At 62.6% G+C, this 20,066-nt stretch carries 19 protein-coding genes, 1 tRNA gene and 1 pseudogene; 12 read left to right on the forward strand and 9 right to left on the reverse strand.

What is annotated here, in order from left to right; all coding sequences use genetic code 11:
- Window positions 1-73: 73 nt before the first annotated feature.
- The 3 genes from IEC33019_RS03630 to IEC33019_RS03640 are packed head-to-tail and all read right to left on the reverse strand — an operon-like array spanning window position 74 to window position 1,098.
- A complete protein-coding gene (locus IEC33019_RS03630; RefSeq protein WP_070093500.1) occupies window positions 74-403 on the reverse strand; it encodes a hypothetical protein in 330 nt (109 codons plus the stop codon).
- Window positions 400-774 carry a phage holin family protein gene (locus IEC33019_RS03635; RefSeq protein WP_070093499.1) on the reverse strand — a complete coding sequence of 125 codons (375 nt, stop codon included), beginning with the start codon at window positions 772-774 and terminating at the stop codon, window positions 400-402. The genes IEC33019_RS03630 and IEC33019_RS03635 overlap by 4 nt, the downstream gene beginning before the upstream one ends.
- A 9-nt stretch (window positions 775-783) precedes the next feature.
- Window positions 784-1,098: a DUF883 family protein gene (locus tag IEC33019_RS03640; protein WP_070093498.1), complete on the reverse strand. Its 315-nt coding sequence runs from the start codon at window positions 1,096-1,098 to the stop codon at window positions 784-786.
- A gap of 299 nt (window positions 1,099-1,397) precedes the next feature.
- On the opposite strand from IEC33019_RS03640, the gene IEC33019_RS03645 reads away from it, so the two are divergent.
- The 4 genes from IEC33019_RS03645 to IEC33019_RS03660 all read left to right on the forward strand — a co-directional run bounded on the left by IEC33019_RS03645 (window position 1,398) and on the right by IEC33019_RS03660 (window position 4,223).
- Window positions 1,398-2,606 carry an ammonium transporter gene (locus tag IEC33019_RS03645; protein ID WP_070093497.1) on the forward strand — a complete coding sequence of 403 codons (1,209 nt, stop codon included), beginning with the start codon at window positions 1,398-1,400 and terminating at the stop codon, window positions 2,604-2,606.
- A 73-nt stretch (window positions 2,607-2,679) separates the two neighbouring features.
- Window positions 2,680-2,916 carry a glutaredoxin family protein gene (locus IEC33019_RS03650; RefSeq protein WP_070093496.1) on the forward strand — a complete coding sequence of 79 codons (237 nt, stop codon included), beginning with the start codon at window positions 2,680-2,682 and terminating at the stop codon, window positions 2,914-2,916.
- Between the two features lie 63 nt (window positions 2,917-2,979).
- Window positions 2,980-3,288: a transcriptional regulator gene (locus tag IEC33019_RS03655; RefSeq protein ID WP_070093495.1), complete on the forward strand. Its 309-nt coding sequence runs from the start codon at window positions 2,980-2,982 to the stop codon at window positions 3,286-3,288.
- 50 nt (window positions 3,289-3,338) lie between these two features.
- Complete coding sequence (locus IEC33019_RS03660; protein WP_070093494.1) at window positions 3,339-4,223, forward strand: pseudouridine synthase; 885 nt, start codon at window positions 3,339-3,341, stop codon at window positions 4,221-4,223.
- A 75-nt stretch (window positions 4,224-4,298) separates the two neighbouring features.
- On the opposite strand, the gene IEC33019_RS03665 is transcribed toward IEC33019_RS03660, so the two are convergent.
- From IEC33019_RS03665 to acnA, 3 genes are all read right to left on the reverse strand, one after another.
- Window positions 4,299-5,864 carry a methyl-accepting chemotaxis protein gene (locus tag IEC33019_RS03665; RefSeq protein ID WP_099593074.1) on the reverse strand — a complete coding sequence of 522 codons (1,566 nt, stop codon included), beginning with the start codon at window positions 5,862-5,864 and terminating at the stop codon, window positions 4,299-4,301.
- Between the two features lie 197 nt (window positions 5,865-6,061).
- Entirely contained in the window at window positions 6,062-6,832 is a 771-nt protein-coding gene (locus IEC33019_RS03670) for a CPBP family intramembrane glutamic endopeptidase (protein WP_070093492.1), read from the reverse strand.
- 145 nt (window positions 6,833-6,977) lie between these two features.
- Window positions 6,978-9,719, reverse strand: coding sequence for an aconitate hydratase AcnA (gene acnA, locus IEC33019_RS03675; protein ID WP_070093491.1), 2,742 nt, complete (start codon window positions 9,717-9,719; stop codon window positions 6,978-6,980).
- Between the two features lie 278 nt (window positions 9,720-9,997).
- On the opposite strand from acnA, the gene rlmM reads away from it, so the two are divergent.
- From rlmM to pdxB, 3 genes are all read left to right on the forward strand, one after another.
- Window positions 9,998-11,062 carry a 23S rRNA (cytidine(2498)-2'-O)-methyltransferase RlmM gene (rlmM, locus tag IEC33019_RS03680; RefSeq protein WP_070093490.1) on the forward strand — a complete coding sequence of 355 codons (1,065 nt, stop codon included), beginning with the start codon at window positions 9,998-10,000 and terminating at the stop codon, window positions 11,060-11,062.
- Between the two features lie 101 nt (window positions 11,063-11,163).
- A complete protein-coding gene (gene tusA, locus IEC33019_RS03685; protein WP_043206710.1) occupies window positions 11,164-11,406 on the forward strand; it encodes a sulfurtransferase TusA in 243 nt (80 codons plus the stop codon).
- A 58-nt stretch (window positions 11,407-11,464) separates the two neighbouring features.
- Window positions 11,465-12,607 (forward strand): 4-phosphoerythronate dehydrogenase PdxB, encoded by a 1,143-nt coding sequence (pdxB, locus tag IEC33019_RS03690; protein WP_070093489.1) that lies wholly within the window; start codon window positions 11,465-11,467, stop codon window positions 12,605-12,607.
- Between the two features lie 165 nt (window positions 12,608-12,772).
- Here pdxB and IEC33019_RS27470 read toward each other — a convergent pair whose 3' ends face one another.
- Window positions 12,773-12,946 carry a PA1571 family protein gene (locus IEC33019_RS27470; RefSeq protein WP_170831791.1) on the reverse strand — a complete coding sequence of 58 codons (174 nt, stop codon included), beginning with the start codon at window positions 12,944-12,946 and terminating at the stop codon, window positions 12,773-12,775.
- A 263-nt stretch (window positions 12,947-13,209) separates the two neighbouring features.
- On the opposite strand from IEC33019_RS27470, the gene IEC33019_RS03695 reads away from it, so the two are divergent.
- The 4 genes and pseudogenes from IEC33019_RS03695 (at window position 13,210) to mqo (ending at window position 18,773) form a co-directional block, all read left to right on the forward strand.
- Window positions 13,210-14,973, forward strand: coding sequence for an ABC transporter transmembrane domain-containing protein (locus tag IEC33019_RS03695; protein WP_070093488.1), 1,764 nt, complete (start codon window positions 13,210-13,212; stop codon window positions 14,971-14,973).
- 767 nt (window positions 14,974-15,740) lie between these two features.
- Window positions 15,741-15,851, forward strand: a pseudogene (locus IEC33019_RS28105) (hypothetical protein); the annotation flags it as partial.
- A 228-nt stretch (window positions 15,852-16,079) separates the two neighbouring features.
- Window positions 16,080-16,784 carry a methyl-accepting chemotaxis protein gene (locus IEC33019_RS28110; RefSeq protein ID WP_372340673.1) on the forward strand — a complete coding sequence of 235 codons (705 nt, stop codon included), beginning with the start codon at window positions 16,080-16,082 and terminating at the stop codon, window positions 16,782-16,784.
- 402 nt (window positions 16,785-17,186) lie between these two features.
- Window positions 17,187-18,773 (forward strand): malate dehydrogenase (quinone), encoded by a 1,587-nt coding sequence (gene mqo / locus IEC33019_RS03705; RefSeq protein WP_070093486.1) that lies wholly within the window; start codon window positions 17,187-17,189, stop codon window positions 18,771-18,773.
- 190 nt (window positions 18,774-18,963) lie between these two features.
- Here the strand turns inward: mqo and IEC33019_RS03710 are convergent.
- Together IEC33019_RS03710 and IEC33019_RS03715 are read right to left on the reverse strand one after the other, a co-directional pair.
- Window positions 18,964-19,040, reverse strand: a tRNA-Pro gene (locus IEC33019_RS03710).
- An 82-nt stretch (window positions 19,041-19,122) separates the two neighbouring features.
- Entirely contained in the window at window positions 19,123-19,344 is a 222-nt protein-coding gene (locus IEC33019_RS03715) for a YgdI/YgdR family lipoprotein (protein WP_099593077.1), read from the reverse strand.
- Window positions 19,345-19,522: 178 nt separating this feature from the next.
- Between IEC33019_RS03715 and moaB the strand changes: the two genes are divergently transcribed.
- Complete coding sequence (gene moaB / locus IEC33019_RS03720; protein ID WP_070093484.1) at window positions 19,523-20,062, forward strand: molybdenum cofactor biosynthesis protein B; 540 nt, start codon at window positions 19,523-19,525, stop codon at window positions 20,060-20,062.
- The last annotated feature ends 4 nt before the right edge of the window (window positions 20,063-20,066 follow it).

Genomic DNA, 20,066 nt, shown 5'->3' on the forward strand with positions numbered 1-20,066 from the left:
CTCGATCTCCCGTCAGGTGGAAGCCATAGCTTCCCGTGTCGGGCGCGCCCGCGCAAGCAGCGGGCGCGATCGATCAGGGACGGCGGCTATTGCGCAAGAACAGTCGCACCAGCGGTGCCAGGCTGGTACCCAGGCGCAGCAGGCGGGTCAGGTTACCGCTGCGCACGCCTTTGCCGGTGAGGAATCCCAAAGCGACCACCGCGCTCAGGCCCCAAAGCGGCGCATGCTTGATCCCTAGGCCTCCGTGCAGTGAATCGCCCATGCCACGCAGGCGTCGGACCGGCTCGAGCAGTTGTGCCGACTCGTGGTGGATCTGTTGGCGATGCATTTCAAGGCGCAGGCGCAGCAACGCCTTGCGCAGCTCACGCGGATTACGGGTGTTGGGCAGTTCGGGCAGGCTCATGGCAACAGGCGCTCCCTGTCCTTGGCGAGTTCTTCAAGGGTGGCGCTGAAGGGGGACGACTCGTCGAACACCGCCGCCTTCAACCGCAGCCCACAGTACAGTGCGGCGATGCCGTAGAACACGCACAAGCCGATGATGCCGGCCAAGCGATAGCTGTCCCACAGCAACACCAGCACCAAGCCCGACAGGGCCGTCAGCAGCAAGAGGGCGAACACCAACGCGAGCCCTGCGAACAACAGCAGGCTCAGGGTGCGGGATTTCTGCTCCTGCAGCTCGATGCCGAACAGTTCGATGTGACTGTGCAGCAGGCCGAGCAAAGCCGCGCCGAGGCGCTTGCCGGAAGCGCTGGCGCCTGGGGCGTCGTTTTCCATGCTCACCCCTTAGCGTCGACTGGCCAGCAGGCCGATCAACAGGCCAACGCCCGCAGCGATGCCAATGGCTTGCCACGGGTTTTCCTGGACGTACTGCTCGGCGCTGCCCAAGGCTGCCTGGCCACGTTCGCGGACCGAGTCCTGAGTCAGTTGCAGGGTTTCGCGGGCTTGGGTCAGACGGTCATGAAGCTGCTCTCGCAGTTCGTCGGCCTGATCGCCGGCCAGATTGGCGGTGTCGGCGAGCAGTTTCTCGGTGTCTCGCACCAAGGCCTGGAAGTCAGCCATCAGTATCTCTTGAGCAGTCTTTGCCGATTTGCTGGCCATGGAGGCTCTCCCTGTAGAAGTGTATGGCTATTTCGAGTGATGGGGTTGGCGGAAGGTTCAGTATGGTCGCTGGTACGGCCCTTGCTATGTCCCGGAGCGTGGTTATCCATCATTGCGCCGAATGCGTGCGCAGGTCACGCAACACCGATAAACCTTAACCCAATCCACGACAAACCCAAGAAAAAACCACGCAGGCCTCGCCCGACTCACCGAAACAGGGCAGGGGCCTGGCACCGAATCGGTGCACGGATGCGGGTTCTTGAACTGTCCTGGTGCCTTTTCAGCAGGTCTGCCTATTCATGGAAAACATGCACAGCGCGATGGACTCCCTCGTTCACGGCTCCAATACCTTGTTCATTCTCATGGGCGCCATCTTGGTCCTGGCCATGCACGCAGGGTTCGCCTTTCTGGAGGTCGGGACCGTACGCCACAAGAATCAGGTCAATGCCTTGTCGAAAATTCTCAGTGACTTCGCGATCTCGGCCTTGGTGTACTTCTTTGTGGGCTATTGGGTGGCCTATGGGGTGAGCTTCTTCCAGCCGGCTGCGGCGCTGGCCGCCGACCATGGCTATGCGTTGGTCAAATGCTTCTTCCTGCTGACGTTCGCGGCGGCGATTCCGGCAATCATCTCCGGAGGGATCGCCGAACGCGCCCGTTTCGTTCCTCAGCTGTGCGCCACGGCGTTGATCGTGGCGGTGGTGTATCCATTCTTCGAGGGGGTGGTGTGGAACGGCAACTTCGGGTTGCAGGCCTGGCTGCAGGCGCGTTTTGGAGCGCCGTTCCATGATTTTGCCGGCTCGGTGGTGGTGCACGCCATGGGCGGTTGGCTGGCGCTGGCAGCGGTGCTGTTGCTTGGAGCGCGTCGTGGACGGTACCGCGAAGGCCGGCTGGTGGCCTTCGCACCCTCGAGCATCCCGTTTCTGGCGCTGGGTTCGTGGATCCTGATCATCGGCTGGTTCGGGTTCAACGTCATGAGCGCTCAAACCTTGCAGGGGGTCAGCGGACTGGTGGCGATCAATTCGCTGCTGGCGATGGTTGGTGGCACCTTGTCCGCCTTGCTGGCCGGGCGCAATGACCCGGGCTTTCTGCACAACGGCCCGCTGGCCGGATTGGTGGCAGTGTGTGCCGGTTCGGATGTCTTACACCCTGTCGGTGCCCTGGCCACGGGCTTGGTCGCCGGGGTGTTGTTCGTCTGGTGTTTCACCGCGGCGCAGAACCGCTGGAAGATCGACGATGTACTCGGGGTCTGGCCGCTGCATGGCCTGTGTGGCGTGTGGGGCGGTATCGCCTGCGGTATTTTCGGGCAGGTGACTCTGGGTGGGATGGGCGGTGTCAGTCTGGGCAGCCAGTTGCTGGGCAGTCTGGCGGGCGTCGTCGTGGCGTTGGTCGGTGGTTTTGCGGTCTATGGCCTGATCAAGCGGGTGCATGGGCTGCGTCTTAGCCATGAAGAGGAGTTCCAGGGCGCCGACTTGTCGCTGCACCGCATCGGGGCGACCAGTCAGGATTGACGCGCATCAGATGCACGAGGGCGGGCATGGTCCTAGAATGGTTATCCCATTCCCGCAGACTCGAGGCGTGTCCATGCTGCCTGAATGCCAATTGTTCGGCACCCTGGGGTGTCACTTGTGCGAAGTCGCCGAGGCCATGCTGATGCCGTTCATCGAGCATGGCCTGTTGGTGGAGCTGGTCGATATCGCCGAAAGCGAGGTGCTGTTCGAGCGCTATGGGCTGAGCATTCCGGTACTGCGCCGGTGCGACACCGGCGCTGAACTGGGCTGGCCGTTCGATGCCGAGCAGGTCGTGGCGTTTCTGGGGTGAGCCGTTGACTCAGGCTTGGGCGAATCCGTATGCTGTATATAAATACAGTATATGGATGCGCCCATGTTCAACGTCGAGCAACTGAAGTACAGCGTCAATCGCATGCCGCCCGAGACGGTATGCGAGGCCGTGCTGGAACTGCGCCTCGAAGGCCTGGTGACCGACGACCGCACACCGTTCGGCAAAGTCCATTTCAACACCTGTTTCGCCGAGATCGAAGCGTTGTTCCAGCGTGCGGGCTATCACCGTGCGTTGGATGTAGTGGGTTATCAGGGGCTTATCTATGCCCTTTACGATCCCGCCCGTTGGGAGCCTGTGCAGGTACTGCGCTGGCTCAAGGAGCGCAGTGAGCTGCAGGCCGAGGCTGGTTGAGCCTGTGGCCATGGGGGATAATGCCCGCCTTTGAATGCCCGAGCCCTCTCATGACTGCCTCTTTCGACCCCGCCCATCAGCAAGCCAGCACTGTTTGTCTGCCTCCGGGCTCGTGGCGAACGGTGCTCGATTGCCTGTGCGACCACTTCAAGGGCATCGGTCGTGAGCAATGGCTGGACCGGTTCGCCCGTGGTCGTGTGCTGGATGCAGAGGGCCAGCCCATAGCGGCGGACTTTCCCTATCGCCGGGGGCTGCGTCTGCATTATTTTCGTGAAGTGCTCAACGAAAAGCCGATCCCTGTCCAGGAGTCGGTTCTGCACGTCGATGAGCACCTGGTGGTGGCGGACAAACCGCATTTTCTGCCGGTCACGCCGACAGGCGAGTATGTCGAACAGACCTTGTTGCGCCGTCTGATCCGGCGCCTGGACAACCCGCATCTGGTGCCGTTGCACCGCATCGACCGGCATACCGCGGGCCTGGTGCTGTTCTCCGCCAATCCGCAGACTCGCAGCGCCTATCAACGGCTGTTCCCCGAGCGGCGTATCGACAAACGCTATCAGGCCATAGCGGCGGCACTGCCCGAGCGCGAGTTCCCGTTGGTGCACCGTAGCCGCCTGGTGCATGGTGAGCCTTTCTTCCGTATGCATGAGGTGGACGGCGTGGAGAACAGTGAAACCCTCGCCGAGGTGCTGGAGAAGAACGGCGAGCTGTGGCGCTATGGCCTCTCGCCGGTGACGGGCAAGACGCATCAGTTGCGGGTACACATGGCAGCGCTGGGCGCAGGTATCTGCAATGACCCGTTCTACCCGGAGCTGTCGAAGGATGAGGATGATTACCAGCGGCCGTTGAAGCTGCTGGCGCACAGTTTGCGGTTCGAGGATCCCCTGACCGGGGAGATGCGCCACTTCCAGAGCCAGTTGGCGCTGGACTGGTGAGCTGTTGTGCTTCTGCGTCGGGTCCAGTCCGCTCCTGTAGAAGCGGGCTGGACCCGACGATAGCACCGACTCGCGTTAGCGGTTGAAGCGTTCCACCAGCGAGTATTGGCTGCCGGCGGTGCTGGTCAGCTCTTCGCTGAGCAAGGCCGAGCGCTGGGCCTGTTCGGCAGTCTGGTCGGCGAGGTTGGCGATGGTGCTGATGTTGCGGCTGATCTCATCGGCCACGGCGGTTTGCTCTTCTGTGGCCGCGGCGATCTGGGTCGCCATGTCGGTGATGTTGGCCACGGCTTCGCTGATCCCTACCAGGGCCTGGTCAGCTTCCATCACCCGCTCCACGCCTTCCTGGGCCTGACGATGGCCATTTTCCATGGTCTGCACGGCATTGCTGGCAGTCTGCTGCAATTTGGCGATCAGGTTGTGGATCTGCCCTGTGGACTCGGCGGTGCGTTGAGCCAACTGGCGGACTTCGTCGGCCACGACCGCGAAACCACGGCCCATCTCACCGGCACGCGCGGCCTCGATGGCGGCGTTGAGGGCCAGCAGGTTGGTCTGGTCGGCGATGCCTTTGATGACATCGACCACGCCGCCGATCTCGTCGCTGTCCTTGGCCAACTGGGTGACTGTCTGCCCGGTTTCACCAACGGCTTGGGACAGGCGAGAAATGGCCTCGCGGGTTTCTCCGGCGATCTGCCGCCCTTGGCTGGTCAGGCGATTGGCCTCCTGGGTCGCATCGGCGGTGCGCTGCACATGGTTGGCCACTTCCTGGGTGGTGGCTGCCATCTGGTTGACCGCGGCGGCGACCTGTTCGGTCTCCACGCGTTGACGCTCCAGGCCGGTGGAGCTCTGGTGGGCCAGGGTGTCGGACTCGCGTGCCTGGTCACTGAGCTGTTCGGCGCTGTCCTGCAGGCGGGTCAGGCAGGTCTTCATGCGGGCGTCCTGGCTGAGCATGGCCATTTCCAAGCGTGCCTGGACACCGCGGCTGTCGGTAAACATCTGCGCGATCAGTGGGTCAGAGGTGGTCTGTTCGGCCAGGCGCAGCAGGCGCTTGAGGCCACGTTGCTGCCAGCTCAGGCCGAGCAGCCCCAGCGGTACCGACAGGCCCGCGGCCAGGGCGAACCCCCAGGAATGGCCGAGCCAGTTGCCGATCAGGAAGCCGATCTGGCTGACCAGAATGAACGGCAGCCAGTCCTGCAGGACGGGCAGCCACTTGTCACGGCGCGGGACCGCAGGCTTGCCCTGGTTGATGCGCTGGTACAACGCCTCGGCGCGGCGGATCTGCTCGGCAGTGGGCTTGATCCGCACCGACTCGTAGCCGATCACCTGGTTATTGTCGAAGATCGGCGTCACGTAGGCATTGACCCAGTAATGATCGCCGGACTTGCAGCGGTTCTTGACGATCCCCATCCACGGCAGGCCCTGCTTCAGGGTTTGCCACATATGGGCGAACACGGCCGATGGCACGTCGGGGTGGCGGACCAGATTGTGGGGCGCTCCCGTCAGTTCCTCGCGGGAGAAGCCGCTGATATCGATGAACGCATCGTTGACGTAGGTGATCACCCCCTTGGCATTGGTGGTGGAGATCAACCGCTGTTCGGCAGGAAACGTCCGTTCTCTCTGGGTAATCGGTTGGTTGTTACGCATGAGGTTCAATCCGCAAGGCTTTGGATACGTATCGGCCAGCCGCTGGTTTTATTGAATGTTTATTTAATTTACTTGATCTAGCGCAATGATTAGCGCCAGATTTTGAGTAAAGAAACGTCTGTTTTTGCGTCATTTATCGTCAATATTGCCGATTTTTTAAGTTTATGTGACGCTGTAGTCCGATCATGACCGATTGCTTAGCCAAGTGCCAGCATCGGATAGCTAAAGCCTGCGAAGTGCGCAAGGTTGACGCCGAAGTGGCAGAGGACCGCTGCCATCAATCCGCCGTGGCGATAAGCCAGGCCGTAACCCATGCCAGCGAGGCTGGCCAGGCAGAACCATTGCCAACCGGCCCCAAGGTGGGCCGAGCCGAACAGCAACGCGGCGGCGAATAGCGCCAGATGGTCATGGCCGAACAGGCGTTGCAATCCTCCTTGGATGTAGCCACGAAACAGTAGCTCCTCGGAAAGGCTGACCAGCAACAGATTGTTCAGCAGCCAGAGCCAGGCCTGATTTGGCCATTTTGGTGCCCAGGTCACGATGCCCAGCGCCCAGGCGCCGCCGAGGCAGACGAGCACGGTAAGGGGCAGAATGAACACAAGGCTGGTGCGCCACATGCGCCAGGCCAGTACCCAAGGGCAGGTCAACAACAGCCAGAAGCCGATCAGCGGCTTGTCGAGATTCAAGTACATGGAAAAGGGCAGGGCGCCTTCGCTGAAGATCGCTTGGTCGATCACCTTGGCGCCATGAAAACCAGGCAGCCAGTGCACTGCCAAGGCGATGGCAAGCGCGATGAAGAGTATGTGCCCGGCCACCTGTTGCCAGCGTACCGGACGGCGGGCCAGCAGCGCGGCACATACCAGGGCGCCGAATGTCGGCAGACTGGCCGGTCCCAGGTTGCCGTAGACCAAGGCCAGGCTGTAGCCGAGCCCGAGTGGAAGCAGAGCGGGCCAGGAAAGAGCAGGCATGGGAATTCCTTGTCATGAACGCGTCGAATACCGTTTCGACAGAGCTGCGAGTGGCCAGGACACGTGCGCCCACGCGCAGGCTGACGCCAGCTCCTATCCATCGGTCTGGGAAAGGCGTTGCCTGCGATGGGCGCAAAGCGCGCGATCAGGCGGCGATCAACTGGCGCAGCACATAGTGGAGGATGCCGCCGGACTTGAAGTACTCCACTTCGTTCAGCGTGTCTATCCGGCACAGTACTTCAATTTGTTGCTGCTGCCCGTCCTCGCGGGTGATACGCAGCGGCAGACTCATGCCGGGGCGCAAAGGCGCATGGGTGAGGCCCAGCACGTCGATGCGCTCCTTACCCGTCAGCCCGAGGGTCTTGCGGTTTTCGCCGGCCTTGAACTGCAACGGCAACACGCCCATGCCCACCAGGTTGGAACGGTGGATACGCTCGAAACTCTCCGCCAGCACAGCCTTCACTCCCAGCAGGTTGGTGCCCTTGGCGGCCCAGTCGCGGCTGGAGCCTGTGCCGTATTCCTGACCGGCGATCACCACCAGCGGGGTGCCTTCGCCCTGGTAGCGCATGGCGGCGTCATAGATCGACAGCTTTTCGCCGCTGGGCACATGCAGGGTGTTGCCGCCTTCTTCACCGGCGAGCATTTCGTTGCGGATGCGGATGTTGGCGAAGGTGCCGCGCATCATGACTTCATGGTTGCCGCGTCGTGAGCCATAGGAGTTGAAGTCCCGTGGCTCCACGCCCTTGCTGCGCAAGTATCGCCCCGCGGGGCTGTCGGCCTTGATGTTGCCGGCGGGAGAAATGTGGTCGGTGGTCACCGAATCGCCGAGCAGGGCCAGAATGCGCGCGCCCTGGATATCGCGGACCTCCGGGAGCGGGCCGCCGATGGTGTCGAAGAACGGTGGGTGCTGGATGTACGTGGAGTCGTCCTGCCAGACATAAGTGGCTGCCTGGGGGACCTCGATGGCCTGCCATTGGGCATCGCCCGCGAAGACTTCGGCGTATTCCTTGTGGAACATCTCCGTGTCTACCTTGGCCACGGCCTCGGCGATTTCTTGCTGGCTGGGCCAGATATCGCGCAGGAATACCGGTTGGCCGTCCTTGCCGATGCCCAGCGGGTCGCGGGTCAAGTCGGTGCGCACGCTGCCGGCCAAGGCATAGGCCACCACCAGGGGCGGGGAGGCCAGCCAATTGGTCTTGACCAGCGGGTGCACACGGCCTTCGAAGTTGCGGTTGCCCGAGAGCACCGAGGCCACTGTGAGATCGGCGGTGCCAATGGCCTGCTCGATGGCGTCGTCCAGCGGGCCGGAGTTGCCGATGCAGGTGGTGCAGCCGTAGCCGACGAGGGCGAAGCCGAGTTGATCCAGGTAAGGCGTCAGGCCGGCGGCCTTGAAGTAGTCGGTGACCACCTTGGAGCCTGGGGCCAGTGAGCTTTTCACCCAGGGTTTGCGGGTGAGGCCTTTTTCGAGGGCTTTCTTGGCCACCAGGCCGGCGGCCATCATCACGCTTGGGTTGGAAGTGTTGGTGCAGGACGTAATGGCGGCGATCACCACCGCGCCGTCACGCAGGGTGTGGGTCTGGCCGTCATGGGTATAGTCGATTTCCCCGGCCTGGTCGGCGTTGCCCACGGCCACGCCACCACCCCCTTCGCTCTCCAGGCGTCCGACCTCCTTGGTCATCGGTTTGGGCTGCAGTTCGATGAAACCATCGAAGGCTTGGCTGACCTGTGAGAGGGCCACGCGGTCTTGCGGGCGCTTGGGCCCGGCCAGGCTGGCTTCGACATCGTGCATGTCCAGCGACAGGGTATCGCTGAAGACCGGCTCATGGCCGGGCAGGCGCCACAGGCCCTGTTCCTTGCAATAGGCCTCGACCAGTTGCACCGCCGCTTCCGGACGTCCCGAAAGACGCAGGTAGTCGAGTGTCACCTGGTCCACGGGGAAGAAACCACAGGTGGCGCCATATTCCGGCGCCATGTTGGCGATGGTGGCGCGGTCGGCCAGGGGCAGGTCGGCCAGGCCATCGCCGTAGAACTCGACGAATTTGCCCACCACGCCCTTCTTGCGCAGCATCTGGGTGACGGTCAGCACCAGATCGGTGGCGGTGATGCCTTCGCGCAGCTTGCCGGTCAGCTTGAAGCCAATCACTTCGGGTATCAGCATCGATACGGGCTGGCCGAGCATCGCCGCCTCTGCCTCGATCCCGCCTACGCCCCAGCCGAGCACACCCAGGCCGTTGATCATGGTGGTGTGCGAGTCGGTCCCGACCAGGGTGTCGGGGAAGGCATAGGTGCGGCCGTTCTCCTCGCGTGTCCAGACGGTGCGGCCGAGGTATTCCAGGTTGACCTGATGGCAGATGCCGGTTCCCGGTGGTACCACGCGGAAGTTGTCGAAGGCGCTCTGACCCCAGCGCAGGAAGGCGTAGCGCTCGCCGTTTCGCTGCATCTCGATGTCGACGTTCTGGGCAAAGGCGGCGGGGCTGGCGTAACGGTCGACCATCACCGAGTGGTCGATCACCAGATCCACCGGCGACAACGGATTGATTCTTTGCGGATCGCCGCCGGCCTTGGCCATGGCGGTGCGCATGGCGGCCAGGTCGACCACGGCGGGCACGCCGGTGAAATCCTGCATCAGGACTCGCGCAGGGCGGTACTGGATTTCCCGATCGGAATGACGTTCGCCCAGCCAGCCGGCCAGGGCGTGCAAATCGTCACCGGTGACGGTCTTGCCGTCTTCCCAGCGCAGCAGGTTCTCCAGCAGCACCTTGAGCGACATGGGCAGGCGCTGCAGGTCACCCAATTGCCGGGCGGCCTCGGCGAGGCTGAAATAATGATAGGTGTGGTCGGCCACCGTGAGTGTCTTGAGGGTCTTCAGGCTATCGAGCGAGGGCATTGCCAACTCCTTCTGCGCCGGTGCCCGGTCATTCCTGTATCGAGTGTGCGGACTCGCCACACAGGCCAAGGGGATGCCGGTGTCACCGCTCTGTGACGGTCCGTAGGCAACGGACCTGGCTGAATGGTCAGGGTAGACCGGTTTGCCGGCCCTGACCCACTTCTGGACAGGTGGGGCGTGTCGCAGGTTCCGATCTTCCTTTATCATCGCCGCCCTGCCGGCGCCAGCCTTGCGCCGGATCAAGGCTGGCGATCCAGGCCAGCGACGTGGAGTGAAAGATGAATACCCTGTTCATGCATTGCCGGCCCGGTTTCGAGGGCGAGGTCTGCGCCGAAATCAGCGAACACGCCGCCCTCCTGGGCATCGCCGGCTACGCCAGGGGCAAGCCGCAGAGCGCCTGTGCCGAGTTCGTCTGTGCCGAGCCCGACGGCGGCGAGCGCTTGATGCGTGAATTGCGTTTCGAGCGGCTGATCTTCCCGCGCCAGTGGGCCCGCGGAGCGTTTGTCGAGCTGCCGGAGAGCGACCGGATCAGCGTTCTGCTTGAACACCTGGCCGATTACCCGGTATTCGGCAGTCTGTGGCTGGAGGTGCTCGACAGCAACGAGGGCAAGGCGCTTTCGACCTTCTGCCGCAAGTTCGAGATGCCACTGCGCAAGGCGCTGCAGAAGGCCGGGCGCCTGTCGGAGAGTGCCGCAGGGCCGCGCTTGTTGCTCACGTTCATCAGCGGGCGCCGAGTATTCGTCGGGCTGGCCGAGTCGAACAATTCGGCCCTGTGGCCCATGGGTATCCCGCGGCTGAAGTTCCCCCGTGAAGCGCCCAGCCGCTCGACCCTCAAGCTGGAGGAGGCGTGGCATCAGTTCATCCCGCGCGAGCAGTGGGACCTGCGCCTGAACGACGACATGACCGGTGTCGACCTGGGCGCCTCGCCAGGCGGCTGGACGTATCAACTGGTCAAGCGCGGCATGCTGGTGACCGCCATCGACAACGGCCCAATGGCTGAAAGCCTGATGGAAACCGGCTTGGTCCAGCACCTGATGGCTGATGGATTCACCTGGCAGCCCAAGCAGACCGTGGACTGGATGGTCTGCGACATTGTCGAGAAGCCTGCGCGTACCGCTTCGCTGATCGAAACCTGGCTGGGCGAGGGACTGTGCCGCGAGGCGGTGGTCAATCTGAAGCTGCCGATGAAGCAGCGCTATGCCGAGGTGCGCCGCCTGCTCGACCGGATCGAGGCAGGCTTCAAGGCGCGCAAGGTCAAGGTATCGATCGCCTGCAAGCAGCTGTATCACGACCGTGAGGAAGTGACCTGCCACCTGCGTCGGCTGGACCTCAAGCCGCGTTGAGCGATGGCAGCCTTTGCCAGCCTGCCATCGTCGGGCTGGCAAAGCCCCTTGGACCCTGCCGCCCGATGCGCGACAATGCCCCATCATTTGTGGAGCCTCCCATGACCGAATTCACCCCTGATGCCATCCTCGATGCCACCGGCCTGAACTGCCCGGAGCCGGTGATGATGCTGCACCAGCACGTGCGTGACCTGGCGGCCGGTGGCCTGCTCAAGGTCATCGCCACCGACCCCTCGACTCGCCGCGATATCCCCAAGTTCTGCAACTTCCTCGGCCACGAACTGCTCGAGCAGCAGGAGCAGGCTGGCACCTACCTGTACTGGATCCGCAAGAAGGCCGACTGAGCCTGGATCGCGCACCGCAATAGGGCCTACACTGCGCTCCCCCTGACAGGAGAGCGCCATGCTGATAGTTGCCGACGAGAATATCCCGCTGCTCGATGCCTTCTTTGCCGGGTTCGGCGAGATCCGCCGCTATCCCGGCCGCAGCATCGATGCCGCCTGCGTCAAGGACGCCGATGTGTTGCTGGTGCGTTCGGTGACCCAGGTCGACCGGCGACTGCTCGAAGGCAGCCAGGTACGTTTCGTGGGTACCTGCACCATTGGCACCGATCACCTGGATCTGGATTACTTCGCCCACGCGGGCATTCACTGGAGCAGTGCGCCAGGCTGCAACGCCCGTGGCGTGGTGGATTACGTGCTGGGCAGCTTGCTGACCCTGGCCGAGTTGGACGGCGCCAAGCTGAGCGAGCGCGTCTATGGAGTGGTCGGGGCAGGGCAGGTCGGCGAGCGCCTGGTGCGTGTGCTGCATGGCCTGGGCTGGAAAGTGCTGGTCTGCGATCCTCCCCGTCAGGCGCGGGAGGGCGGGGACTTCGTCAGCCTCGACACCCTGCTGGAAACCTGTGACGCAATCAGCCTGCACACCCCACTGCAGCGCGATGGTGAGCACCCCACCTGGCACCTGCTGGGCGCCGATCAGTTGGCGCGTCTGCGTCCGGGGACCTGGTTGATCAATGCCAGCCGTGGCCCGGTGGTGGACAACCATGCCCTGCGCGAACTGCTGCTCGACCGAGAGGATGTGCATGCCGTGCTCGATGTTTGGGAGGGCGAGCCGCAGGTGAACCTGGACCTGGCTGACCTGTGCACCCTGGCTACGCCGCACATCGCCGGTTACAGCCTGGACGGCAAGCAACGTGGCACGGCGCAGATCTACCAGGCGTTCTGCCGTTGGCGGGGTGAACCGGAACAGGTGCAATTGGCCGAGCTGTTGCCTGCCCCGGCGCTGGCGCAGATCGATCTGGACGCGAGCTGTGAGCCGGACTGGGGATTGGCCACCCTATGCCGGGCGGTCTATGACCCCCGTCGGGACGATGCCGATTTTCGTCGCAGCCTCAGTGACGACCCGGCCGAGCAGCGCGCTGCGTTCGACCTGTTGCGCAAGCACTACCCGCAGCGGCGGGAGATCGAGGGGCTGGCAGTACATCTGCGTGGCGAGGCGCCACAATTGGCGCAGATGGTCTGCGCGCTGGGGGGCGTGCTGGTCTGATTCGGCAGGTTGAAATCGCGGTGGTCGATTCGTGGGTGAACCCGCTCCCAGACTCACCGCTGCCCGCGAACACGGGCGAAGCCCGTGCCATCCTTCGCGCTCCGGCATCTACGGGCCTGCCAATAAAAAACCGGCGCATGCGCCGGGTTGTAAGGAATGCTTGGCTCAGGCCTTTTTCACACGTTCGACCCGGCTTTGCTCCAGGTCTTTGCAGGCCTTCTGGATCATCTGCTCGGTGATCGGGATTTCCCGTCCCTGTGCGTCGATGATCGAACCACAGACCTGAGGTTGTGGTGGGGTGGGGGCCTTGGGTGTTTCACTGCCATGTTGCAGGCTCATTTCCTGTCTCCTCATCAGGTTCAAGCTCAGGATAAACCGTTGCCGTGACTGCCTTGTGACACATTCCTGGCGTCGCGACAGGGGTAGTCCACCAGAAAGTTCATGAAAGCTCCAGCTTCGTTTTAGAACGAAGGCGCATAGGTACTGATCTATGCTCCCTTGCACGGCGTCTCGCTTGTTAACGATGGCTGCAGACTGGGTACAGTTCCGCGCTGTCCGATGAGTGGTAGGCTGCTGGCTCTTCGCAGTGGATGGCTCCTTTCATGCCTGAACCGGTTTCCATGCGTCAACGTCGGGCCTTGCGCCTGGCTTGGCAGTTCATCCGCCCGTACCGCAAGCAGGTCGTGCTGGCTTTGTTGGCATTGGTCGTGACAGCCGCCATCACCTTGTCGATGGGGCAAGGTATCCGCCTGTTGGTGGACCAAGGCTTCATGACCGGCTCGCCGCAACAGCTCAACCAGACCATCGGCCTTTTCCTGGTGCTGGTGCTGGCCTTGGCGGTCGGTACCTTCAGTCGTTTTTACTTGGTTTCATGGATCGGCGAGCGTTGCGTGGCGGATATCCGCAGGGCGGTGTTCGATCACTTGCTGGGGCTGCACCCTGGGTTCTTCGAGGACAATCGCAGCTCGGAGATCCAGTCGCGGCTGACGGCCGACACCACCTTGCTGCAATCGGTCATCGGTTCGTCGCTGTCGATGTTCCTGCGCAACGCCTTGATGGTCGTCGGCGGTGTAGGGCTGCTGTTTGTAACCAACCCCAAGCTCACCAGCATCGTGGTATTGGCCCTGCCGCTGGTGCTGGCGCCGATCCTGCTGTTTGGCCGGCGGGTGCGCAGCTTGTCGCGCCAGAGCCAGGATCGGGTCGCGGATGTCGGCAGCTATGTGGCCGAGACTCTGGGTCAGATCAAGACTGTGCAGGCTTACAACCACCAGCCGCTGGATCGCGAACGCTTCGCCGAGACCGTGGAAGCGGCCTTTGCCGTGGCCCGGCGGCGTATCGCTCAGCGCGCCTGGTTGATCACTTTGGTGATCGTGCTGGTGCTGGGCGCGGTGGGGGTGATGCTCTGGGTCGGTGGTATGGACGTGATCGCCGGGCGCATCTCCGGTGGCGAGCTGGCTGCATTCGTGTTTTACAGCCTGATTGTCGGCAGCGCCTTCGGCACCCTCAGCGAAGTGATGGGCGAGTTGCAGCGCGCGGCAGGTGCGGCTGAGCGCATTGCCGAGTTGCTGGCGGCTCGCAGTGCGATCCTGGCGCCGGTCCAGGCTGGTGAGGTCTCGGCCTGGCGGGCGAGTGGGCACATCGCGTTGCGGGAGCTGCACTTTGCCTATCCTTCGCGCCCGGGCGTGGCGGCCATCGATGGTCTGAGCCTGACCATCGAACCAGGACAGACCGTGGCACTGGTCGGGCCGTCCGGTGCTGGCAAGTCGACCCTGTTCGACTTGCTGCTGCGTTTCTACGAGCTCCAGCAAGGGCAGATCCTGCTCGACGGGCAGGTGATCACGGCGCTGGATCCCTCCTGCTTACGCCGTCAGTTCGCCCTGGTGGCGCAGAACCCGGCGTTGTTTCGCGGCACCGTGGAGGCCAACATTCGCTATGGTCGACCCGAGGCCAGTCTGGCCGACGTCGAGGCCGCGGCGCGTAGTGCCTATGCCCATGAGTTCATCGAACAACTGCCCCAGGGTTACCAGACGCCATTGGGGGAGGGCGGTATCGGTTTGTCCGGCGGGCAGCGTCAGCGTCTGGCGATCGCCCGGGCCTTGCTGGTGGATGCGCCGATTCTCCTGCTTGATGAAGCCACCAGCGCCCTGGATGCCCAGAGTGAATACCTGATCCAGCAGGCTTTGCCACAGCTCATGGCCGGGCGCACCACCCTGGTGATCGCCCATCGCCTGGCCACCGTGCAGCATGCCGATCGCATCGCGGTGATCGACAAAGGGCGCTTGGTGGCGGTGGGCAGCCATCGGCAACTCATCGAACAAAGCCCGCTCTATGCACGCCTGGCAGCGCTCCAATTCGCATCGGGTTAAGCGTGTAGCGAGTTTGTAACATTTCTGTAGCAATTGCCTGAGACTATCTAGCTCAACTGTTGCGTAAGTGCTCGACCTGGCTGCTATCGATTGATGGCAGCTTTTTTTTGGCCTGCGAACGAAGACAAGGATGTCTTGCGCGGCATTGCCTTCGGCCTGTCGTTTCCCCAAGCCTTGCTCCCGAGATCCTCCCGATGTTGCATAAATCCCTCAGAGTGCAAATTCTCACCTTGCTTGGTGGCAGCCTGGTGGCGATGCTGCTGATCGCCCTGGTGTGCTTCCAGTTCCTGTCTGCCAATGTGCGTGGCTATGCCGAGCTGGTCGATGGCCCGCTGCGTGACTCGCAGTTGATCGACGAGGCCAACCTGCAGTTCAAGATTCAGGTGCAGGAATGGAAAAACGTGTTGCTGCGTGGTCGTCAGAGCGCCGAGTTGGACAAGTACTGGCAGCAATTCCAGGCCCGGGAACAGCAGGTGCAGCAGTTGCTTGGGCAGTTGATCGACACCCGCGAGGGCGAGCTGAAGACCCGCTTGGAGCACCTGCGCGACAGCCATCGGCAACTGGGTCAGGCCTATGTCCAGGGGCGTGAGGCGTTTTTGGCGGCAGGCGGTGATCCGGTGGCGGGTGACCAAGCGGTAAAAGGTGTGGACCGCGCCGCCAGTGAGCAAATGAGCGAGCTGGTCGAGCAATTGCGAGCCGATGCCCGTGAACGCGCGACTCAGCTCAGTGCGGCAGCCGAGCGTACGGTGTGGCTGGGCATGTTGGTGATGCTTGGCTCGGCGGTGCTGGTGGGGCTGTTCAGCCTCTGGTTGGTCAACCGCAGCCTGGTCGAGCCTATCCGTGGTTTGATCGAGTATGTGGCGCAGTTGAGTCAGGGCCGCTTTGGCGCTCGGGTCGACAGTCGCCGGCAGGATGAACTCGGGCGTCTGGCCCGTGCCGCCAATACCCTGCGGGACTTCCTGGCCGAGACCGTTGGCCGGCTCAAGGACAACGCCGAGGAACTGGAAACCGCCAGCGGCCAATTGCGCACCATCGCTGGTGGCATGGCCCGGGGCACGGATGATCAATTCCAGCGCACCGACCAGGTGGCCACGGCGATGCACGAGATGTCCGCCACGGCCCAGGAGGTGGCCCGCCACGCTGCCGAGGCGGCTCGGGCGGCAGACGATGCCGACCACAGCGCCCAGGCCGGTGAACAGGTGATGCAGGCGACCATCGATATCATTGGCGTGGTCAATCGTGAGATCGCAGGCACGGCCCAGGTGATCCGCGACCTGGAAAGTGACAGCACACGGATCGGCAAGGTGCTGGAGGTCATTCGTGGCATCGCCGAGCAGACAAACCTGCTGGCGCTCAACGCGGCTATCGAAGCCGCTCGGGCCGGAGAGGCGGGGCGTGGCTTCGCGGTGGTCGCCGACGAGGTCCGCAGCCTGGCCCAGCGCACGGCGGCGTCGATCGCCGAGATCAATCAGATCATCGAGGCCGTGCAGGTGGGCGCGGTACACGCGGTCAAGGCCATTGAAAGCGGCCAGCGGCGCAGCGAAGAGGGCGCCGAGCAAGTCGAGCAGGCAGGGCAGATGCTGCAGCGCATCACCACGGCGGTGGAGGCGATCCGCGACATGAACCGGCAAATCGCAACGGCAGCCGAAGAGCAGACCAGCGTGGCTGAGGACATTTCCCGCAACCTGGTGGAGATCACCCGCATCGCCACGGCCAACCAACAGGCCGTGCAGCATACCGAGCAGGCGGGTCAGCGCCTGCATGGGTTGTCCGGGCAGTTGGGTGAAGTCACTTCACGTCTGAGTGCGTGATCCCGTTCGGGGCCGCGATGCGGCCCCCCAGTACATCCGGCGGCGCCTGCTCAAGCGCGCAGTGGGGAAACCCGCCATTTCGCCCCTAGTAGCCTCTTCAATGTGGCGGATTGTCGCCAGCCAAACCGCTAAAGATGGGCTGCGACCAAACGTCCTGGCTATTAGCCGTTGGTCTTGGCATAACTGGCACAACTTCTGCTTAAGGGCGAGCCGGGCCAAAGCCCACGGCGATCCTGTCCCGATCCCTCGAAACCCCAGGCGTTGACCTTCAGCGACCCTGCCGGCCAGTTGCCGCAGGATGCAGCGTCGCCGACGCGAAGGTCGCGTGAGTCAGAACAACAACCGGGCGTGCACAGCAAGGGCAGCGAAAGGCCAGTCACTTCACTTCAATTGGATTGAATCATGAAAAAAATCCTGCTGACGCTCCTGTGCCTGAGCGTCATCGGTTGCTCCAAGCCCGGTGAACCGGAAAAATCCGTCGACGTCCTGCTGATTGGCGGCGGCATCATGAGCGCGAGCCTGGGGACTTACCTCACTGAGCTCGAGCCAAGCTGGAAAGTCGATGTGTACGAGCGCATGGACCAGGTCGCCGAAGAAAGCTCCAATGCCTGGAACAACGCCGGTACCGGCCACTCTGCCTTTTGCGAGCTGAACTACACCAGCGAAGGCAAGGACGGCAAGATCGACATCAGCAAGGCGGTCAATGTCAACGAGCAGTTCGAGGTGTCCAAGCAGTTCTGGGCCTATCAGGTCGAGCAGGGCGTGCTGAGCAACCCGAAGACGTTCATCAACAATGTGCCGCACATGAGCTTCGTCTGGGGTGAGGAGAACATCGCCTTCCTGCACAAGCGCGTCGAAGCCCTGCAGCACAGCTCGTTGTTCCGCGGCATGGAGATTTCCGAAGACCACGAGCAGATTCGCAAGTGGGTGCCGATCGTGATGGAAGGCCGTTCGCCTGAACAGCGGGTCGCAGCGACTCGCATGGCCATTGGCACCGACGTCAACTTTGGTGAGATCACTCGTCAGCTGTTCGCCTCCATGGCCCGCAACCCGAACGTGCAACTGCACCTGCGCCATGAAGTGCGCGACATCGTGCGCAACGATGACGGCTCCTGGAATGTGGTGGTTGCAGACCTGGCCGATGGCGGCAAGCAGACCCGCGTCAAGGCCAAGTTCGTGTTCATCGGCGCCGGTGGTGGCGCGCTGAAGCTGTTGCAGAAGTCCGGCATTCCTGAGGCCGAAGGCTATGCAGGCTTCCCGGTAGGTGGGCAGTTCCTGATGACCGACAAACCGGACATCGTCGCCCGTCACAAGGCCAAGCTGTACGGCAAGGCTTCGGTCGGTGCGCCGCCCATGTCGGTGCCGCACCTCGATACCCGGGTGATCGATGGCAAGGAGGTGCTGCTGTTTGGCCCGTTCGCGACCTTCTCCACCAAGTACCTGAAGAACGGCTCGCTGCTGGACATGTTCGCGTCGTTGACCAGCCACAACATCATGCCGATGATGCACGCCGGTATCGACAACATCGACCTGAGCACCTACCTGATGGGTCAACTGATGCTCAGTTTCGATGACCGCATGAATGCCCTGCGCGAGTACTTCCCCAACGCCAAGAACGAAGACTGGAAGCTGCTGCAGGCTGGCCAGCGTGTACAGGTGATCAAGAAGGATCCCGAGCACGGCGGCATCCTGCAGTTCGGTACTGAAGTGGTTGCCTCCCAGGATGGCTCCATCGCAGCGCTGCTGGGCGCCTCGCCAGGTGCCTCCACTGCCGCGCCCATCATGCTGACCGTGCTGGAGAAGACCTTCAAGGATCGCGTCAAGAGCCCAGAGTGGCAGGCCAAGCTTCAGCAGATCGTGCCGACCTACGGCCAGAAGCTGAACAACAACCTCGAGCTGACCAACAAGACGCGCGAATGGACCAGCTCGCGCCTGCAGTTGCTGTACGTTCCGGTGCAGCCTGAACAGGCGGTGGTTCAAGCGCAGTGAAGAGGCATTGAAGAACGCCCTGCGGGGCGTTTTTCTGTGTCAGCTTTTTCGTGGGGAAAACCACTCCACCGATACGGCGCTGTACTTAGTGCAGTGCCGAACCTTGGGGGTACCCGCGAAAAAGCAGCGCCGTGATTTTCAGCGCGCAACAAAAAGCCCGCACAAGGCGGGCTTTTTGAAAATCAGGATTTGGTCGGAGAGACAGGATTCGAACCTGCGGCCTTCTCGTCCCGAACGAGACGCGCTACCTGGCTGCGCTACACTCCGATGAACAAAATCCTACTGCATCGTATTTTTCAACGCAAGCCCTTGTTGCGAAAAGGAGGTTTGCAAAAAAGGGCCTGTCAAATCACAGCTCTTTGACCGTGCGGATCTGGTCTTTGTTGACGCGAGTGCGCTTGCCATCGAGCTGTTCGAATTCGTAGAAACCGGAGTCCTCGTCATAGGAAGGGGTATCCACTGCCTGGATCTCGCGGCCGTCGTTCAGCGTGATGACGGTCGGCGATGCACACCCGGCCAGGGCACCCAGGCCGAGGGCGAGCAGGAAGGCGGAAAGGGTCCGTTGAATCATTGCTTTTCTCCAGTACGATCGTGCTTGATAAGTTGTAGGACGCTCGGTGTCCCTGCAAGTTCCTTCTCAGTGCAGCATAGCGGCAATACGCTGGCATTGACGGAGAACAACGGCGGCGTCGCGCCGTGCTGGCCTGTGATATAACAACGGCCATCTTTTCCTCCTGCGACGCACTCTCATGAAAGCCAAGGCAGACACCCCCTTCGTGCCGCTGAACATCGCGGTGCTCACCGTCAGCGATACCCGTACCTTCGAAACAGACACTTCCGGCCAGTTGTTCGTCGACCGCCTGAGCGCAGCCGGGCATCGCCTGGCAGACCGTGTGCTGCTCAAGGATGACCTTTACAAGATTCGCGCCCAGGTCGCTGCCTGGATCGCCGACGAGCAAGTGCAGGTGGTGTTGATCACCGGCGGTACCGGCTTTACCGGCCGAGACAGCACGCCGGAGGCGGTGGCGTGCCTGCTGGACAAGCAAGTCGAAGGTTTCGGTGAGCTGTTCCGGCAGATCTCCGTCGCGGATATCGGCACCTCTACTGTCCAGTCCCGTGCCTTGGCAGGCCTGGCCAATGGCACCCTGGTGTGCTGCCTGCCGGGCTCGACCAACGCGGTGCGCACCGGATGGGACGGCATTCTTGCCGAGCAGCTCGATGCGCGTCATCGCCCATGCAACTTCGTGCCTCACCTGAAGCAGGCAGCGGCCTGTGACAGCCGTGGTTGAGGTC

The sequence above is a fragment of the Pseudomonas putida genome (genome assembly GCF_002741075.1).
GTDB lineage: Bacteria > Pseudomonadota > Gammaproteobacteria > Pseudomonadales > Pseudomonadaceae > Aquipseudomonas > Aquipseudomonas putida_T.

Excerpts from the sequence above, each read along its gene's own strand:
- IEC33019_RS03695 (WP_070093488.1), top strand. The coding sequence starts at position 13,210 with ATGCCTGAACCGGTTTCCATGCGTCAACGTCGGGCCTTGCGCCTGGCT.
- tusA (WP_043206710.1), top strand. The coding sequence starts at position 11,164 with ATGACCGAATTCACCCCTGATGCCATCCTCGATGCCACCGGCCTGAAC.
- moaB (WP_070093484.1), top strand. The coding sequence starts at position 19,523 with ATGAAAGCCAAGGCAGACACCCCCTTCGTGCCGCTGAACATCGCGGTG.
- pdxB (WP_070093489.1), top strand. The coding sequence starts at position 11,465 with ATGCTGATAGTTGCCGACGAGAATATCCCGCTGCTCGATGCCTTCTTT.
- IEC33019_RS03715 (WP_099593077.1), bottom strand. The coding sequence starts at position 19,344 with ATGATTCAACGGACCCTTTCCGCCTTCCTGCTCGCCCTCGGCCTGGGT.
- acnA (WP_070093491.1), bottom strand. The coding sequence starts at position 9,719 with ATGCCCTCGCTCGATAGCCTGAAGACCCTCAAGACACTCACGGTGGCC.
- IEC33019_RS03630 (WP_070093500.1), bottom strand. The coding sequence starts at position 403 with ATGAGCCTGCCCGAACTGCCCAACACCCGTAATCCGCGTGAGCTGCGC.
- IEC33019_RS03655 (WP_070093495.1), top strand. The coding sequence starts at position 2,980 with ATGTTCAACGTCGAGCAACTGAAGTACAGCGTCAATCGCATGCCGCCC.
- IEC33019_RS03640 (WP_070093498.1), bottom strand. The coding sequence starts at position 1,098 with ATGGCCAGCAAATCGGCAAAGACTGCTCAAGAGATACTGATGGCTGAC.
- IEC33019_RS27470 (WP_170831791.1), bottom strand. The coding sequence starts at position 12,946 with ATGAGCCTGCAACATGGCAGTGAAACACCCAAGGCCCCCACCCCACCA.
- IEC33019_RS28110 (WP_372340673.1), top strand. The coding sequence starts at position 16,080 with ATGTCCGCCACGGCCCAGGAGGTGGCCCGCCACGCTGCCGAGGCGGCT.
- IEC33019_RS03645 (WP_070093497.1), top strand. The coding sequence starts at position 1,398 with ATGGAAAACATGCACAGCGCGATGGACTCCCTCGTTCACGGCTCCAAT.
- rlmM (WP_070093490.1), top strand. The coding sequence starts at position 9,998 with ATGAATACCCTGTTCATGCATTGCCGGCCCGGTTTCGAGGGCGAGGTC.
- IEC33019_RS03660 (WP_070093494.1), top strand. The coding sequence starts at position 3,339 with ATGACTGCCTCTTTCGACCCCGCCCATCAGCAAGCCAGCACTGTTTGT.
- IEC33019_RS03665 (WP_099593074.1), bottom strand. The coding sequence starts at position 5,864 with ATGCGTAACAACCAACCGATTACCCAGAGAGAACGGACGTTTCCTGCC.
- IEC33019_RS03650 (WP_070093496.1), top strand. The coding sequence starts at position 2,680 with ATGCTGCCTGAATGCCAATTGTTCGGCACCCTGGGGTGTCACTTGTGC.
- mqo (WP_070093486.1), top strand. The coding sequence starts at position 17,187 with ATGAAAAAAATCCTGCTGACGCTCCTGTGCCTGAGCGTCATCGGTTGC.
- IEC33019_RS03670 (WP_070093492.1), bottom strand. The coding sequence starts at position 6,832 with ATGCCTGCTCTTTCCTGGCCCGCTCTGCTTCCACTCGGGCTCGGCTAC.
- IEC33019_RS03635 (WP_070093499.1), bottom strand. The coding sequence starts at position 774 with ATGGAAAACGACGCCCCAGGCGCCAGCGCTTCCGGCAAGCGCCTCGGC.